The 16,035-nt window shown below is 61.4% G+C and carries 14 protein-coding genes; 12 read left to right on the top strand and 2 right to left on the bottom strand.

Translation table 11 applies throughout. The features are described 5' to 3' along the window. Complete coding sequence (locus tag Q0887_RS08260) at window positions 1-1,044, bottom strand: CDP-alcohol phosphatidyltransferase family protein (RefSeq protein WP_299193903.1); 1,044 nt, start codon at window positions 1,042-1,044, stop codon at window positions 1-3. After that, complete coding sequence (locus Q0887_RS08255) at window positions 1,041-2,027, bottom strand: glycosyltransferase family 1 protein (RefSeq protein WP_299193901.1); 987 nt, start codon at window positions 2,025-2,027, stop codon at window positions 1,041-1,043. The genes Q0887_RS08260 and Q0887_RS08255 overlap by 4 nt, the downstream gene beginning before the upstream one ends. A gap of 463 nt (window positions 2,028-2,490) precedes the next feature. On the opposite strand from Q0887_RS08255, the gene Q0887_RS08250 reads away from it, so the two are divergent. From Q0887_RS08250 to Q0887_RS08195, 12 genes are all read left to right on the top strand, one after another. Then, on the top strand, window positions 2,491-3,591 hold the full coding sequence (locus Q0887_RS08250; RefSeq protein ID WP_299193900.1) for an inositol-3-phosphate synthase: 1,101 nt from the start codon (window positions 2,491-2,493) through the stop codon (window positions 3,589-3,591). Window positions 3,592-3,622: 31 nt separating this feature from the next. Further along, on the top strand, window positions 3,623-4,375 hold the full coding sequence (locus Q0887_RS08245) for an NTP transferase domain-containing protein (RefSeq protein ID WP_299193898.1): 753 nt from the start codon (window positions 3,623-3,625) through the stop codon (window positions 4,373-4,375). Next, a complete protein-coding gene (locus Q0887_RS08240) occupies window positions 4,368-5,561 on the top strand; it encodes a glycosyltransferase family 1 protein (protein ID WP_299193896.1) in 1,194 nt (397 codons plus the stop codon). The genes Q0887_RS08245 and Q0887_RS08240 overlap by 8 nt, the downstream gene beginning before the upstream one ends. Then, entirely contained in the window at window positions 5,558-6,652 is a 1,095-nt protein-coding gene (locus Q0887_RS08235; protein WP_299193895.1) for a hypothetical protein, read from the top strand. The genes Q0887_RS08240 and Q0887_RS08235 overlap by 4 nt, the downstream gene beginning before the upstream one ends. After that, complete coding sequence (locus Q0887_RS08230; RefSeq protein WP_299193893.1) at window positions 6,652-7,455, top strand: ABC transporter permease; 804 nt, start codon at window positions 6,652-6,654, stop codon at window positions 7,453-7,455. Before Q0887_RS08235 ends, Q0887_RS08230 begins: the two co-directional genes overlap by 1 nt. Continuing rightward, window positions 7,452-8,150, top strand: a complete 699-nt coding sequence (locus tag Q0887_RS08225; RefSeq protein WP_299193891.1) for an ATP-binding cassette domain-containing protein — start codon at window positions 7,452-7,454, stop codon at window positions 8,148-8,150. Before Q0887_RS08230 ends, Q0887_RS08225 begins: the two co-directional genes overlap by 4 nt. Before the next feature lie 31 nt (window positions 8,151-8,181). Continuing rightward, window positions 8,182-9,093: a methyltransferase domain-containing protein gene (locus Q0887_RS08220; RefSeq protein WP_299193890.1), complete on the top strand. Its 912-nt coding sequence runs from the start codon at window positions 8,182-8,184 to the stop codon at window positions 9,091-9,093. A 12-nt stretch (window positions 9,094-9,105) separates the two neighbouring features. After that, entirely contained in the window at window positions 9,106-10,416 is a 1,311-nt protein-coding gene (locus Q0887_RS08215; RefSeq protein ID WP_299193888.1) for a glycosyltransferase family 1 protein, read from the top strand. Between the two features lie 26 nt (window positions 10,417-10,442). Beyond that, window positions 10,443-11,630 (top strand): polysaccharide biosynthesis/export family protein, encoded by a 1,188-nt coding sequence (locus tag Q0887_RS08210; RefSeq protein ID WP_299193886.1) that lies wholly within the window; start codon window positions 10,443-10,445, stop codon window positions 11,628-11,630. A 118-nt stretch (window positions 11,631-11,748) separates the two neighbouring features. Beyond that, window positions 11,749-12,945 carry an acyl-CoA dehydrogenase family protein gene (locus Q0887_RS08205; protein WP_299193884.1) on the top strand — a complete coding sequence of 399 codons (1,197 nt, stop codon included), beginning with the start codon at window positions 11,749-11,751 and terminating at the stop codon, window positions 12,943-12,945. A 26-nt stretch (window positions 12,946-12,971) separates the two neighbouring features. Next, window positions 12,972-14,102 carry an acyl-CoA dehydrogenase family protein gene (locus Q0887_RS08200; RefSeq protein WP_299193882.1) on the top strand — a complete coding sequence of 377 codons (1,131 nt, stop codon included), beginning with the start codon at window positions 12,972-12,974 and terminating at the stop codon, window positions 14,100-14,102. A 180-nt stretch (window positions 14,103-14,282) separates the two neighbouring features. Further along, window positions 14,283-16,022 (top strand): ShlB/FhaC/HecB family hemolysin secretion/activation protein, encoded by a 1,740-nt coding sequence (locus Q0887_RS08195; RefSeq protein ID WP_299193880.1) that lies wholly within the window; start codon window positions 14,283-14,285, stop codon window positions 16,020-16,022. Window positions 16,023-16,035: the final 13 nt, after the last annotated feature.

Below are 16,035 nucleotides of genomic sequence, written 5' to 3'. Positions count from 1 at the left end.
TCAGGGGCTAGAGAGCTTGCGGGCGAGCATGATGGTGATTGCTACCAACCAGATGGTTGCAGCGGCGCCAAAGAAGATCATCGCTGGCCCGGCAAGCCCGATCACAATCAGCGCAACCAGCAGCAACGCATAGACATCGCGCGAGGCCAGTTTTGCAGCCGCCTTGAACAGGCGCGATCCGCTAGCCTGTGCATCCTGCTTGATCGTATCCACACGCAGCGGACCGCCTGCGCGCAGCGATTGCGCTCCGAACACCGCGAGCCCGATCATCAAACTGGCCAATCCTACCAGCCCCGCAAGCGCAGCTGTCTGTTCGCCCTGTTGCCAGATGTTGAAGCAAACACCTGAGATAAAGGCGAAATTGGTTAGCGCATCGCTCGCTGTGTCGAGCGTTGCTCCCCATTTCGAGCTGCGCAATGTCGCGCGCGCAACTTCGCCGTCCACGCCATCCACGATCGAGGCAATCTGGTAGAGGATCGCGCCTGCGATCAATCCGCCCTGACCGCCACAGAACAGGCACACAGCCATCGCCAAGCCAAACAGAGCGGCGGCGACAGTCGCGTGGAGCGGCCGCATCCAGCCTAACTTGAGGCAGTGGAAGGACAGGAACCGCGAGATCGGACGGTTGATCCACTGCGACACGAGCCCGTCGGTCGCCTTGCCCGTGCCTGCGATTATCCGTCTGCCCGCTGCCGCCAGTACTGCGCGGGTTTCGCTTGCTGTGCGGTGAGGCAGGTCGGTGATGGAAATGGGACGCTGTTTCTGATCGCCTGCCACGGCCGCAACGCCGTCGAAAACCTTATCCGCTGTGACCGCTTCAAGGGGCGCAAACTCCACCGCGATGTTCGGAGCCACCCGCTCAAATTCGGCCTCGAGCGAAGCCGCGTGCGGCCACCCTCCCGCTGCTGCAAGCACCACATGCGCATCATCGGCAATGGCCCCGCGCGCCGTCAGTTCGATCACGCCGCGCGCCGCGCAGGGGATGCCCGCGACCAGATGCAGAGCGACCGCTTCGCTTTCAAAGACGAGGGGTGCGCCTATCATTCTGCGGTCTCTTCAAGCTGCGCGCGATAGATCGCCAGATTGGCCTTGGCGAAATCCTTCCAGTTCAGCGCCTTCGCCCGCGCCAGACCGGCTTCGCGCATCGCTCCGCGCGCGGTTTCGTCGTGCCAGACCTCGCCAATCGCCTCGGCAATCTCGCCAGTCGCGCGCGGATCGACCAGCCGCGCGGCCCCGCCGGCGACTTCAGGCATCGCGCTGCAATCGCTGGTGATGACGGGGCAGCCGCAGGCCATTGCTTCGACAATCGGATTGCCGAACCCTTCGCACAATGAGGGATGCAGCAGCATCTCGGCCTGTGAATAGAGCTGGATCAAGTCGGCCTCGCTCACTGGACCGGTGAAACGCAATTGCGAGCCGATCCCGAGCCGCTTGCCCAACGCTTCAAGAGGGGCTGCATCTGGTCCGCGCCGCTGCACCAGCACCAACCGCGCGCGATCATCTCCGCCAAGCGCCTCTGCAAAAGCGGCCAGCGCGCCCTCATGGTTCTTGTACGGTGCGAACTGTCCGACCACGAGGACAAAGCGCGCACCCGGCTCGATCCCCAATCGCTTCAGCGCTTCGGGGGCGGGCGCAGCGCGGGCAAAGCGATCAGCCATACCCGAGCGTGTCACGCTAAGGCGCTGTTCCAGTTGCGGAAAATGCTCAAGGATCTCAGTGCGCGTCGCTTCGCTCACACAGGCGATATGGCGCGATTGCTCCAGCGCTCGCCTGATCCCGTGCTGGAAAAACCACCGCTTGAGAGGGCCATAGGGAGTGGCATCGCACCATTCGGGATTGGTCAGCCACATGATGTCATGGATCGTCGTGATGCCAGGGGCGGGAATGCGCGCGGGCAGAATGTTGGAGGGTGAGTGGAACAGTTCGCAGCCATGCAGCGGCGCCAATTCGGGCAGTGCCCACATCGAAAGCGGGCTGTTCGCACCTGCTGAAACCGCGACTTCGCTCACATTGTCAGCCGCGCTCAACGCGTCACGAAGTTGCGCGTTCTTCAGCAGACGAAAGTGCAGGTCGGGCGCGAGCGCGGGCAGGTGGTCGATCAGGCCGCGAACAAGCTCACCAATCCCGCTCGGCTGCGGTCCGATATAACGGCAATCTATGCAGATAGTGGCGATTGCTGGACCTTTCCTGTCGGGCCGCGCAGGCCATGTCGCGCGGCGCAGATCTCGAATGACAGGCGCTTATAGGCAGGCGCAAGGCTTACGGCCAAAACCGCGCGGGGCAATCGGAATCCCCTGTAGGCCGTGCAGAATCCAAGGCGAACGCCGCGAGCATCAGGTTTGTCACTTGAACCGCCCCTGATTCTCGCGCAATTGTGATCTCTGGTTTCGCATTCGGTTTGATCGTGGGAGGAGGCAGCCGGATACCCGCATTTCGTTGCGGGGAAAGGGGACGTGGGATACGTTGGATGCTGCTTCGGGACACGCTGCTATGAGGCCAATCAGGGTTGCAATCATTGGCCTGGGCAATTGCGCCAGCTCGCTGGTTCAGGGAATCGCCCGGTATCGTCAGACGCCTTCGCCTGCGGGCCTGATACAAGAGATCATCGGCGACTATGCGGTCAGCGATATCGAGATTGCGCTGGGCGTTGATGTCGACCGGCGCAAGGTCGGATTGGATGTAAGCGAGGCAATCTTCGCTGCGCCGAACAACACCACCCAGTTCATGCCCGATCTTCCGAAAACCGGTGCTCCGGTGATCATGGGGCGCGCGCTTGATGGCGTGGCTGACCATATGATCGAGGCCGGAGAGCGCGGCTTTCAGCTCAGCGATGCACATGAAGCGAGCGCGGCGGCGATCATCAGCGCGCTGCGCCATGCGCGCGTCGATGTAATGGTCAACTTCCTTCCCGTCGGTTCGCAAAAGGCGAGCGAATTCTACATGGAGTGCGCTCTTGAAGCGGGTGTTGCGGTGGTCAATTCGATCCCCGTCTTCATCGCCAGCGATCCTATGTGGGAGGCGCGCTTTCGCAGCAAAGGCCTCCCGATTGTTGGCGACGATATCAAGGCCCAGATCGGCGCAACGATTGTGCACCGGATGCTCAGCCAGCTCTTCGATGCGCGCGGGGTCGGTATCGATCACACCTATCAGCTGAACACCGGCGGCAACACCGATTTCATGAACATGATGGATCGCGGCAGGATCAATTCAAAGCGCGATTCCAAAACGCAGGCGGTGCAAAGCGCGCTCTATGAGAAGCTCGCTGACAGCGATATTGTGATCGGGCCGTCAGAATATGTTCCGTGGCAAAAGGACAACAAGATTTGTTTCCTGCGCATCGAAGGCCAGCAATTCGGCGGTGTTCCGATGAATCTTGAAATGCGCCTGTCGGTAGAGGACAGCCCCAATGCCGCAGCCTGCGTCGTCGATGCGATCCGCTATTGCAAACTTGCGATGGAGCGCGGTGAGGCAGGGGCCTTGACCGCGCCCTCGGCCTATTATTGCAAACATCCGCCCGTGCAAATGCCCGAAGAGCAGGCGGCAAGGCTGCTCGTCTCGCAATATGGCGCGTTTTCCTGCGCCGCTGAATAGCGCTAATCTAAGGGACTGATAGACGGCTGGTTTGGCCCAGATAGCGATCATCTTAGCTGCCGGTTTCGGTAGCCGTCTGACAGAGCTTTCGAGTTCGAAGCCTTTGGCGTGTGTGCTGGGTGTATCGCTGATCGAGATCGCCGTGCAGCAGGCCGCCGCTGCGGGCGTGCAGCGGGTCGTGGTTGTGACCGGCCACGAGGCGCAGCGGGTCGAGCAGGAGCTTGACGCGATTGCCCGGCGCACGGGTGCCGCGGTAGAGGCGCGGCGGGTTGAGGACTGGTCGAAGCCCAATGGCTACTCGGTGATCGCTGGCGCGCAGGGTCTGGACGGCCCTTTCCTGCTGATGATGGCTGACCATATCTTTGGCGACGGGCTTCTGGCTCAGTTTGCGCAGCAAGAGCTGGGTGAAATGAACGCGGTGCTGGCGATTGACGCGCCGGACAACCCGCTGGTCGATCCCGATGACGCGACCTGGGTAAAGCGGCGCAAGGGCGGCTCCATCGCGCAAATCGGCAAGCACATCACCGACTTCGACGCGGTGGATTGCGGCGCGTTCCTTGCCGATCAAGGCCTTGTGCGCGCGATCGAACAGGCTATCGCCAAGGGTAAGTCGGGCAGTCTTTCGGACGGGATGCAGGAGCTTGCGGATCAGGGCCGAGCGGGCACTCTGGATATGTCCGGCAATTGGTGGATCGACGTCGACGATCCGCGCACCCATGCGCTCGCCGAAGCGCAGATTGGCACCCATGTGACCGCCATCGGCGGGGCCTATGCCGATGCGTGACACTGTTCGCCCCGTTTTGCTTGATGTGACTCGGCTGATCGGGCGCAGCTGGACCGGCAGGCGCTCCACCGGGATCGACCGGGTGTGCTACGCCTATCTCAAGCATTTCCGCCACCGAGCGCTCGCGGTGGTGCAGCTGCGCGGAGTGATCCGCGTGCTTGACCATGAATTGTCCGAGCGGCTGTTTGGCATGCTGCTCGCACCTTCGGCGGGTTTTCGCGGGAAGTTCGCCCGTTTGACGCCGCGCCTCATCGCCGGGCGCAAGCCGGCGGTGGAGTTGTCGGGCCTCACCTATCTCAATGTCAGCCACACCGATTTCGATCTGAAGGCGCATTGGGACTGGATCGCGAACAATGGTCTCCGCTCGGCTGTGTTTATCCATGATCTGATCCCGATCCGCGATCCCGATCTGTCGCGTCCCATCGCCACCAATCGCAACCGCAAGAGGGCGCGTGCGGCGTTGCAGCAGGCTGATCGGATTATTGTCAGCTCGCACCACGTTGCCGATGACCTTCGGCGCTTTGCCGCAGAGCAGGGGCTTACGCTCGCCGCGCTGGTGATATCACCGATTGCAGGCGAGACGTTTCAGGCCGAGCTATGCCCGCCCGCGAAACCCCACTTCCTCTGCGTTGGCACTATCGAGCCGCGCAAGAACCATGCTTTGCTGTTTGATATCTGGCGCGAACTTGCCGCGAAGATGGGTGCAAAGACGCCCAAGCTCGTGGTTGTCGGGCAAAAGGGACCGATGACAGGCAAGTTGCTCGCCCCGATGCGCGCACCCGAAATCGCTCCCTATGTCGAGCTGCATGACAGCTGCACCGATCAAGAGCTTGCCGAATTGATGCGCAACGCCTCCGCTTTGCTGTTTCCGAGCCTGTCCGAAGGCTTCGGCCTACCGCTGGTCGAAGCTTTGCAGATGGGCACCCCGGTGATCGCCAGCGACACGCCAATTTTCCGCGAGATCGGGCAAGGTATGCCCTTGTTGCTAGGCCCGACGGACAAGCAAGCGTGGATCGAGGCGGTCGCCGCCCATGCCAAGACGCCGGTTTCCATGGCCGATAGAGCCGCGCGCGCTGCTCGGTTCGATGCGCCCGACTGGGATAGCCATTTCGAGGCGGTCGAGCTTGCGATTGCGCCGTCCCGCTTGAAAACTCGCGGCGCATGTGAAACCAGTTTGGCGGCATGACCAAACGTCTCAAAATCCTCAATCCGCTGGTCTGGGTGACAGTGATCATCCCGACCGCGCTGGCCGTGCTCTATTTCGGTTTGCTCGCGCAGGACGTGTATATTTCGGAATCGCGCATTGTGGTGCGCAATCCGGATCAGGCCGCGCCCTCGGTTCTTGACGCCGCGCTGGGCCAGACCGGATTTGGCCAGCCGAGCGAAGGCAACAGCACTGTGGTCGCCTATCTCCGCTCGCGTCAGGCGATCGATGAGGGCAATAGCGACGGCTTTTTCACCGGTGCCTATGGGCGGGATGACATTTTCTGGCTGGACCGCTTCGGTTCGCTGTGGGGGTCGAGCGACGAGGAGTTTTACAGCTATTTCTCCGAGCAGCTCGACGTTGATGAAGGGGCCACGACCAAGGTTCTGACCATCCGCGTCAGCGCCTTTGACCCCGCTGAGGCGCAGCAGATCAACCAGCGGCTGGTCGCCCAGTCCGAAGCGCTGGTGAACAGCTTAGCCGGTCGTGCGCAAGCGGATCTGATCGCAATTGCCGAGGGCGAGGTTGAAGCCGCCGCCGACGCTGCGCGCCTTGCCTCGCTCGAACTCGCCAATTTCCGCGACACCAGCGGCATTGTTGATCCCGAGCAGCAATCTGAGGTTGGCCTGCAAATGATCTCGAAATTGCAGGACGAGCTGATCGCGGCGCAGACGCGGCTGCGGCAATTGCGGACTTACACTCCGCAGGCCTCGCAAATCCCGTTCCTGCAAACGCAGGTGAACGAGCTGCAATCGCAGATCGCCAATGCGCGCAGCGAGCTGACCGGCGGGCGCGCATCGCTCGCCAGCTCGATCGCGCAGTATCAGGAGCTGGAGGTCAACGCCGCCTTCGCCGAAAGCCAGCTCGCTGCGACCCGCGCATCGCTGCAGGAAGCGCGCGCCGAGGCCCGCCGTCAGCAAGCTTATCTGGAGCAAATCTCCGCTCCCAGCCTACCGGATTATCCGGTCGAGCCGCGCCGCATCCGTTCGATCATCGCGACCTTTATCCTCGGCCTGCTTGCATGGGGCGTGCTCTACATGCTGGCCATCGGTGTGCGCGAGCATCAGGACTGATGGCGTCACACCCGCCTGCTTCTGCGAGTTTCGCGGACAGTTTCCGGGTGCAGCGCCGGGTTATCGGCGCGCTGCTCCGACGCGAGATTCTCACCCGTTTCGGGCGGCACAATATCGGTTTCATGTGGCTGTTTGCCGAACCGATGCTGTTCACTGTCGGCGTCACGATCCTGTGGACTGCGACTAAGTCGGTCCATGGCAGCGACCTGCCGATCGTCGCCTTCGCGCTAACTGGATATTCCAGCGTGCTGCTGTGGCGCAACATGCCGGGGCGATGCATAGGCGCCTTGCAGGCCAATCTGGCGCTGATGTATCACCGCAATATCAAGGTGATGGATATCTACGCCGCGCGGCTGCTGCTGGAGTTTGGCGGGGCGACCATTTCCTTCTCGACGCTGGCGTTGGTGCTGATCGCCGCCGAGCAGATGGCGCCGCCCGCTGACATTCTCACCGTTGCCGCAGGCTGGTTGCTGATCGCATGGTTCGGCTGCGCGCTTGCTATCGCGCTAGGGGCGCTGTCCTATATGAGCGATCTGGTCGACAAGCTTTGGCACCCGTTCTCCTATCTGCTCTTCCCGCTGTCCGGCGCGGCCTTTCTGGTCGCTGCCTTGCCGCAATTCGCGCAGGACATCGTGCTGTGGATCCCGATTGTTCACGGGGTCGAGATGGTACGCGAGGGCTTCTTCGGAGCAGGGGCAAGGGCGGTCTATGACCTCGGTTATCTGATCCCGTTCAACCTCGCGCTCAGCGTCATCGCGCTCATAATCTTGCGCTATGCCTCGCGCAGGGTGGTGCCCGAATGATCCGCGTGCGCGACCTTACCAAGATTTACCCGACCCGCTTTGGCGAGAATCTGGTGCTCGACCGGATCAGCTTCGACCTCGATAGAGGCGAGCGGCTGGGCATTCTGGGGCGCAACGGGGCAGGCAAATCGACCATGGCGCGGCTGATCAGCGGCGCGGAAAAGCCCACCGGCGGCACAATCGAACGCGGCATGTCGGTGTCATGGCCGCTCGCATTTGGCGGAGCGTTCCAGCACCAACTGACGGGCCTCGACAATATCCGCTTCATCTCGCGCATTTACGATCAGGATTTTGGCCGCAACCTCGCCTTTGTCGAGGAGTTCGCCGAGCTTGGCCCATACTTGCGCGAACCGGTCAGCAATTACTCATCCGGCATGCGCGCGCGGCTGGCCTTTGCGATTTCGATGATTATCGAGTTCGACTGCTTCCTGATCGACGAGATCAGCGCGGTTGGCGATGCGCGCTTTCACGACCGTTGCAATTACGAGCTGTTCGAAAAACGCGGCGACAGGGCGATGATCATCATCTCGCATGATGCGGCCTACGTCCGCGACAACTGCAATCGCTGGGGCGTGCTGCATGACGGCAAGCTCGAACAATATGACGATTTTGAAGTGGCCTATGCTGACTTCAAGGAGTTGATTGGGTGGAAACCGCCGCCCGGCTGGCAAGAACTCCAAGTTTCAACTGCATAGGCACTGGATATTCCTTCTTAGAGGCGCACGAATGATCAAATCACTTTTCAGCAAATGGCGACAGGAAGAAGCTGTGGAGGCGGCGGTGGAAGAGGCGAAGCCCGACGCCGCCGCTTTGCTGCCATTGTCGGACTATTCCATGCCGGAGCCCGATCTGTGGGAGCCGGTTTCTCAGGCCTGCACGCAGGCTCAGCTGGAAGAGCCGCATTACAGCCACTGGTGTGCGCAAATCCGCGAAGACCCGCGCATGCATCGCAAGCAGTGGGAATATTGCTATATCATGCAGGCGCTCCACATAAACGAAATGATCGAGGAAGGTCGTCACGCGCTCGGCTTTGGCGTCGGGAACGAGCCGATGGCGGCGATGCTCGCGCATAACGGGGTGAAGGTGCTGGGGACTGACCTCGCGCCAGAGCGGGCCAAAAGCGCCGGCTGGATCGACACCGATCAGCATGCCATTTCCAAACAGCAATTGAACGAACGCAAAATCTGCGATCCGGAAGAATTCGAACGCCTCGTCGATTTCCGTTTCATGGATATGAACAAGATCGACCGCGATCTGACCGGACAGTTCGACTTCGTTTGGTCAGCCTGCGCGTTCGAGCATCTGGGCTCTATCGCTAAGGGGCTCGAATTCGTGGTCAATTCGGTCAAGTGTCTGAAGCCCGGCGGGCTGGCGATCCACACCACCGAGTTCAATTGCTCGTCCAATGACGATACGGTCGACAATGCCAGCACCGTCCTGTTCCGCAGGCGCGATTTCGAGATGCTGGAAAAACGTCTCAAGTCAAAAGGCTGCCGGATCGAGTTCAACTGGAATCTCGGCCAGAAACCGCTCGACCTGCATGTCGATGTGCCGCCCTACAGTTCGAACGAACACCTCAAACTTCAAATCGAGCAATATCTCGTCACGTCGTTTGGCATCATCATCCACAAGGATTGAGGCGAGCCTGCGATGCCCAGAATTCTGATCGACGGATACAATCTCGGGCTGGAGAAGGGCACCGGCGTGGCCACCTATGCGCGCAATCTGAGCTACGAGATCGGAAATCTCGGGCATCAGATCGACGTGCTCTATGGCAACCGCGCCGGAATGACGCGCGACGAATTTCTGCGCGAAATCTATTTCTTCGATACCGGGGTTGATGAGCGCGGACGGCTGCTCAAGATCTTCGATCAGGCGCAGCAGGCGGTCCACGGCCCGCTGACCTTCCGCGCCAAGGAAATCCCGGTGACAGGCCGCGTCATCACCCGCACTTTTGAATCGCGCCTGCCGCGATTTGACCGGCTGTTCAATTCGACCGACCTGTTCAGCCGCGCCCGCAGTGCCTTCAATCTGTGGGGGCGGCCGTCGAAGATCCGGCTGCCCGAAAAGCCCGATCTTGCGCACTGGACCTATCCGATCCCGCTGCATGTGAAGGGGCGTCCGAACCTCTACACCTTGCACGATCTGGTGCCGCTGCGGCTCCCTTACTCCACGCTCGATCACAAGCGGCGCTATCTCAAGCTACTCAAACGGCTCGACAAAAGCGCAGCGCATTTCGTTACCGTGTCGGAGAATTCAAAGCGCGATCTGGTCGACCTGGTCGGGATCGCGCCGGAGCGGATCACCAACACCTATCAATCGGTCGATATTCCGGCGAAATATCGCGACAAAAGCGAGGATCAGGTCGCGCGTGAAGTCGAAGGGCTGACGGGCTTTGATTACAAGGGATATTTCCTGTTCTGGGGATCGCTGGAGCCGAAGAAGAATATCGGGCGGATCATCGAGGCTTACCTTTCCTCGCAGGTCGATACGCCGCTTGTGATCGTCGGCGCGCAGGCGTGGAAGGCGGATCAGGAGCTGAAGCTCCTCGGCGATACGGGCAGCTTCTATGGTGGTCTGGAACGGCGGCGCGGGGCGCGCAAACGCGTGATCCAGATGCCTTATGCGTCCTTCCCGTTGCTGGTGAGCCTGATCCGGGGCGCGAAAGGCGCACTGTTCCCCTCGCTCTACGAGGGGTTCGGCCTGCCGGTGCTGGAGGCGATGTTGCTGGGCACGCCGGTGATCTGCTCCAACACGTCCTCTCTGCCCGAAGTCGCGGGCGATGCGGCCCTTGTGGTTGATCCCTACGACACGCAGGCGATCACGCAGGCGATCCGAGCGATGGACGCCGATGCTGATCTGCGTGCGCAACATGTGGCGGCAGGTGAGAAGCAAGCGGCAAAGTTCACCCCCGAAATCTACCGCGACCGTCTCAAAACCGTCTATGACCGGTTCCTCTAGAGATGCGGTCCAACAGGAATAATCCCATGCGAGATGCACCACGGTTTGAACGCGCCTTCCGGCTGGCCGCGATGGGGCTGGGCGCGCTGGCGCTGGGTGCCTGTTCGAGCTTTGGCGGAACCGGGCCGTCGACCGGGCGCATTCTGGACGCCTCAGACCAGAGCTACGCGGATACCGGCATTCAGGTGATCGAGCTGGGGCCGGGTGTGGCCAGCCAGCTCAACGCCCACAGCGCCTCGACCAGCTTCGCCGAAGTGTTCGGTGAAAGCGCGACGTCGGCGACTGTGGTGGGTCCGGGTGACGTGCTCGATATCGCGATCTGGGAGGCGCCGCCTGCGGTCCTTTTCGGCACAGGTGCTCCTGATGCGAGCCTCGACGTCGCTTCCACCGCCGAAATCCCGCAGCAGCAAGTGGGCGAGGATGGCCGGGTCACGGTGCCTTTCGTGGGGCGGATCGACGTGGCCGGTCTGCGCCCCGAACAGATCGAGGCAATCATCGCCTCGCGCCTCAATGGCCGTGCGAACAACCCTCAGGCGCTGGTGCGGCTGGTGCAGAATGAGAGCCGCACTGTGACCGTGCTCGGCAATGTCGCGACCAGCGGGCGGGTGGTGCTTTCCGCGCGCGGCGAGCGGCTGCTCGATGCTCTGGCCAGCGCAGGCGGGACGCGCGAGCCGATCGGGCAATCCACCATCCAGCTGGCGCGTGGCAGCACGCTCACCGCCATGCCGCTGGAACAGGTGATCGCCGATCCGCGCCAGAATATCGGCCTGCGCGCCGGCGATGTCATCACGCTCCAGCACCAGCCCTTCAGCTTCGTTGCTTTGGGAGCGGTTGCGCGCTCTGCCGAAGTGCCGTTTGAAGGGGCAGGGATCAGCCTTGCCGAAGCGCTCGGGCGCGTAGGCGGGCTCAATGATCGCCGCGCCGATGTGAAGGGCGTTTTCGTCTTCCGCATGGAGCCGCGCGGGGCGGTTGATCCGCTATTGGAAGCAGGCGCTCAGACAACCGCCGATGGCCGCGTTCCGGTGGTCTATTCGCTGCGCATGACCGACGCGCAGAGCTTGTTTGCGATGCAGGATTTTCGGATGCAGGACGGCGATGTGCTCTACATTTCCACAGCCCCCGGGGTCGAGCTGGAGCGTTTTCTCACGCTGCTGTCCAGCACCGCATTCTCGATTGTCGCTACGGCAAACGCGGTCGACAGCGGGAACCAGTAAGCGGGCCTCGCGGTTTTTCGCAGGATCGACCCGTTTCAATTTGAAATGGGGCTTTCAGCGCGCGCCCGCTCGTGGCAGAGTGGCTCTCAACAGTTAGAATTCGACGGAGAGTGATCGCATGAATCTTGATTTCACCCCAGAAGAAGTGGCGTTCCGCGACGAGGTACGCGCCTTCATCGAAGCGAATTATCCCAAACATCTGGGCGATATGGGCCTGCGCGAAGACCTCGCGCCGGAAGACTTTGTCGCTTGGCACAAAGTGCTGGGAGAGAAGGGCTGGTCGGTTCCGGCATGGCCCGAAGCCTATGGCGGCACCGGCTGGAGCCCGACGCAGCGCTACATCTGGTCAGAGGAAAACGCGCGGGTGAACGCGCTGATGCCGCTGCCCTTTGGCGTGTCGATGGTGGGGCCGGTGATCTACACTTTCGGCAATGAAGAGCAGAAAGCGCAGCACCTGCCCGGCATCCGTTCGGGCAATGTCTGGTGGTGTCAGGGCTATTCGGAGCCGGGCGCGGGTTCGGACCTCGCAAGCCTTAAGACCACTGCGGTTCGCGATGGCGATCATTACGTCATCAACGGGCAGAAGACCTGGACCACGCTCGCGCAATATGCCGATTGGGGTTTCTTCCTGTGCCGCACCGATCCCGAAGCTGCAAAGCCGCAGGAGGGGATCAGCTTCATCCTCGTCGATATGAAAACGCCGGGCGTTGAAGTGCGCCCGATCAAGCTGATCGATGGCGGGCATGAGGTCAACGAGACATGGCTCACCGATGTGCGCGTGCCGGTTGAAAACCTTGTGGGCGAAGAGAACAAGGGCTGGACCTACGCCAAATTCCTGCTCGCGCATGAGCGCAGCGGGATTGCAGGCGTGGCTCGCTCCAAACGCGGCGTTGAAAAGCTGCGCGAGATCGCGGGCAAGGAAACCCTCGACGGCGAACCGCTGATGAGCGACTTCGATTTTGCGCGCAAAGTCAGCCAGCTGGAGATCGATCTCAACGCGCTGGAAATCACCGAATTGCGCACGCTTGCCGGTGAGCAGGCGGGCAAGGGGCCGGGGCCGGAAAGCTCGATCCTCAAGATCAAGGGCACCGAAATCCAGCAGCGCCTGACCGAACTGACTTTGGAAGCGGTCGGCAGCTATGGCTCGCCGATGTATGGCAGCATCGCGGATGCCGGATCGAACGAATATCCGGTCGGGCCCGAATACGCGCAGCACGCCGCCGCGACCTATTTCAACATGCGCAAAACTTCGATCTATGGCGGATCGAACGAGATTCAGCGCAACATCATCACCAAGATGATCCTCGGCCTTTAAGCCGCAGCGACACCGGAGATACTCAAGTGGATTTCAATTTCACCGAAGAACAGGACATGGTGCGCGACGGCCTTTCGCGGCTGGTGCGTGAGCAATATGACAGCGAGACACGCCGCGGCGTGATCGAAAGCGAAGCCGGATGGCGCCCCGAAATCTGGGCGCAGCTGGCGGAGCTGGGCATTCTCGGTATGCCGTTTAGCGAAGAAGATGGCGGCTTTGGGGGCGGCGCGGTCGACGCGCTGGTCGTGATGGAAGAGTTCGGCAAAGGCCTGGTGGTCGAACCATTCGTGCCCAGCGTCGTGTGCGCAGGCGGCTTCCTGAAGCATGCTGGCAAGGCGGCTCAAAAGGAAGAGCATATTGGCGGGATCGTCGATGGCAGCCGCATCTTCGCTTATGCCTATGCCGAACCGCGCGGGCGCTATGACTTTGCTGACCTCGAAACCACAGCGAAGAAAGACGGCGCAGGCTACGTCCTGAACGGTCACAAGGCAGTCGTGATCGGCGCACCTTGGGCGAGCCATCTGATCGTCACCGCGCGCACTTCGGGCGAGCGGCGCGACCGTGACGGTATCTCGGTCTTTGTCGTCGACAAGTCCGCCAATGGCGTCGTCACCCGCGACTATCCCACGGTTGATGGACGGCAGGCTTCGGAAGTTTACTTCGAGAATGTCGCTGTCGGCGAGGATGCTTTGATCGGCGAAGAGGGCAATGCCCTGCCGCTGATCGAGCGGGTCGGTGACGAAGCCATCGCAGCCTTGTGCGCAGAGGCATGCGGCGCGATGAAGGTCGCGCACGCCATCACGCTCGATTATTCAAAACAGCGCAAGCAGTTCGGCGTTCCTATCGGCAAGTTTCAGGTGCTGCAGCACCGCATGGTCGATATGTTCACCGAATATGAGCAGGCCGTCTCGATGACCTATCTCGCGACGATCAAACTCGACGCGAGCGAGCGTGACCGCAAGATCGCGGCCTCAGCAGCAAAGGTCCGCGTCGGACAGGCCGCTCGGTTTGTCGGGCAGGAAGCGATCCAGATCCACGGCGGCAACGGCATGACCGATGAATATGCGATCGGCCATTACTTCAAACGCCTGACGATCTTCGATTCCGAATTTGGCAATGTCGACCATCACATGAAGCGGCACGTCTCGCTCGCTTGAGTGAGGCGTTTATGCCCAGCGCCGTAACGCTGCGTAAAGCACCGGAGTTGCGCATTATCTATGGTTAAGGCTTGACTCGAATACCCTGATCGGGTCCGTGTGAAACATTGTGTTTTGCGCGGCCCGATTGCCCAAGGCGTTGCGGCGCGTTTGCCGGTCGGGGGACGGCAAGGGGGGTAAATGGTTTCCAAGACATCCTGCACCGCAGGAGGGCTGGCTGTAGCGCTGAGCCCGATATTTTTTATCACTGCAACTCAGGCTTCTGCACAGGCTGTCGTACCGACCCGTGAAGAATTGCAGGGCATTGCACGCGGTGAAGACGCACCGCCGCCGCGGCTAACGGTCGAAGGCGGGATAGAGCGGTCTCCCTGCGCGCTTGCCGATCCGCAATATGCCGATGTCCGGTTGACCATTCGCTCGGTCAATTTCAACGGGCTGAAAGGCGCGACCCCGCAAGAACTGGAGCCTGCCTGGAAGCCGTTCGAAGGGCAGGAGCATCCGGTCGCGATCCTGTGCGAAATCCGCGATGCCGCCGCCACGATCCTGCGCAACAAGGGCTATCTCGCTGCAACGCAGGTGCCGACGCAGCGGATCGAGGACGGCAATGTCACCTTCGAAGTGCTCTATGGCCGGATCACCGCAGTGCGCGCGCGCGGCGAAACGCGCGGGGCAGAGGGCAAGCTCCAGCAATATTTGGGGCGGCTATCCGAATCCGAGATTTTCGATCGCAACGAGGCGGAACGTTACCTGCTGCTCGCGCGCGATCTGCCCGGCTATAACGTCAATCTGACGCTTCGCCCGGCTGGCGGAGATCCCGGCAATCTGATCGGCGAAGTCACCGTCCGGCGGCAGCGCTCCGAATTTGACCTCGCGATCCAGAATTACGGCGCAGAAGCCACCGGCCCCTTTGGCGGTCAGGTGCGCGCGCGCTTTTACGGCCTTACCGGAATGGGCGATGCGACCACGCTTTCCTATTTCGCCAGCAGCGATTTTGACGAGCAGCACGTGGTGCAGGCCTCCCACGAATTCCGCCCCGGCGGCGACGGGCTGATCGTCGGCGGGCAAGTGACCTATGCATGGACCCGCCCTGATCTGGGCCTTGCAGCGGCGGCGAACGTTGCCGTCACTGATCTCACCGCAGAGACATTGTTCGCCAATATTTCGGCCAGCTATCCGGTGAAGCGCACTCAGGCGGAAAGCATCTATGTCAGCGCTGGTTTTGACTACATCAATCAGGATGTGGACTTCATCGCGCCTTTATCGCGCGACCGTATCCGCGTTGGCTGGGTCAAGCTTGATTATGACGCGATCGACGTGGATCGCCGTGCGCCGCGTTACCGCGCAAATGGCACAATCGAATATCGGCAAGGCCTTGATGTCTTTGGCGCTTCGAATGTCTGCTTTGGCCCGACCTGTCCCGCAGGGTTCATCAATCCGGGGCGTCTTGATGGCGAGCCGACTGGCTCGGTTATCCGCGCAAGCGGTGTGGCCGAGTTCTCGCTCTCCAGCCTGATCGCGCTGACGCTCAAGCCGCGTGCGCAATTGTCGCTCGGCGGGGGGCTGTTCGGGTTCGAAGAGTTCGCGGCAGGCAACTTCACAGTGGGCCGGGGTTATGATCCGGGCACCATTATCGGCGATAGCGGTGTCGCGCTTGCGACCGAGCTGCGCACGGCGACTTTGCCGCTGAACCAGTCGGGGCGTCTTTCGATTCAGCCTTATGCCTTCTTCGATCTGGCAAAGGTCTGGAACGAAGCGCCGGAGATCGACGACGACCTGTATTCGGTAGGCGCGGGCGCGCGCACCTTCCTTGGCGGGCGTTACGGCCTCGACGTCAATGTTTCGGTGCCGCTGAAACGCGCAGGCCTGCAAACCGAGCGCGGCGACGTCCGCGTTCTCTTCACTCTGACTGCCAGTATCTGACCCTCGGGAATGA

This window comes from uncultured Erythrobacter sp., assembly GCF_947492365.1.
Classification (GTDB): Bacteria; Pseudomonadota; Alphaproteobacteria; order Sphingomonadales; family Sphingomonadaceae; genus Erythrobacter.
This window is presented reverse-complemented; position numbering and strand designations above follow the sequence as displayed.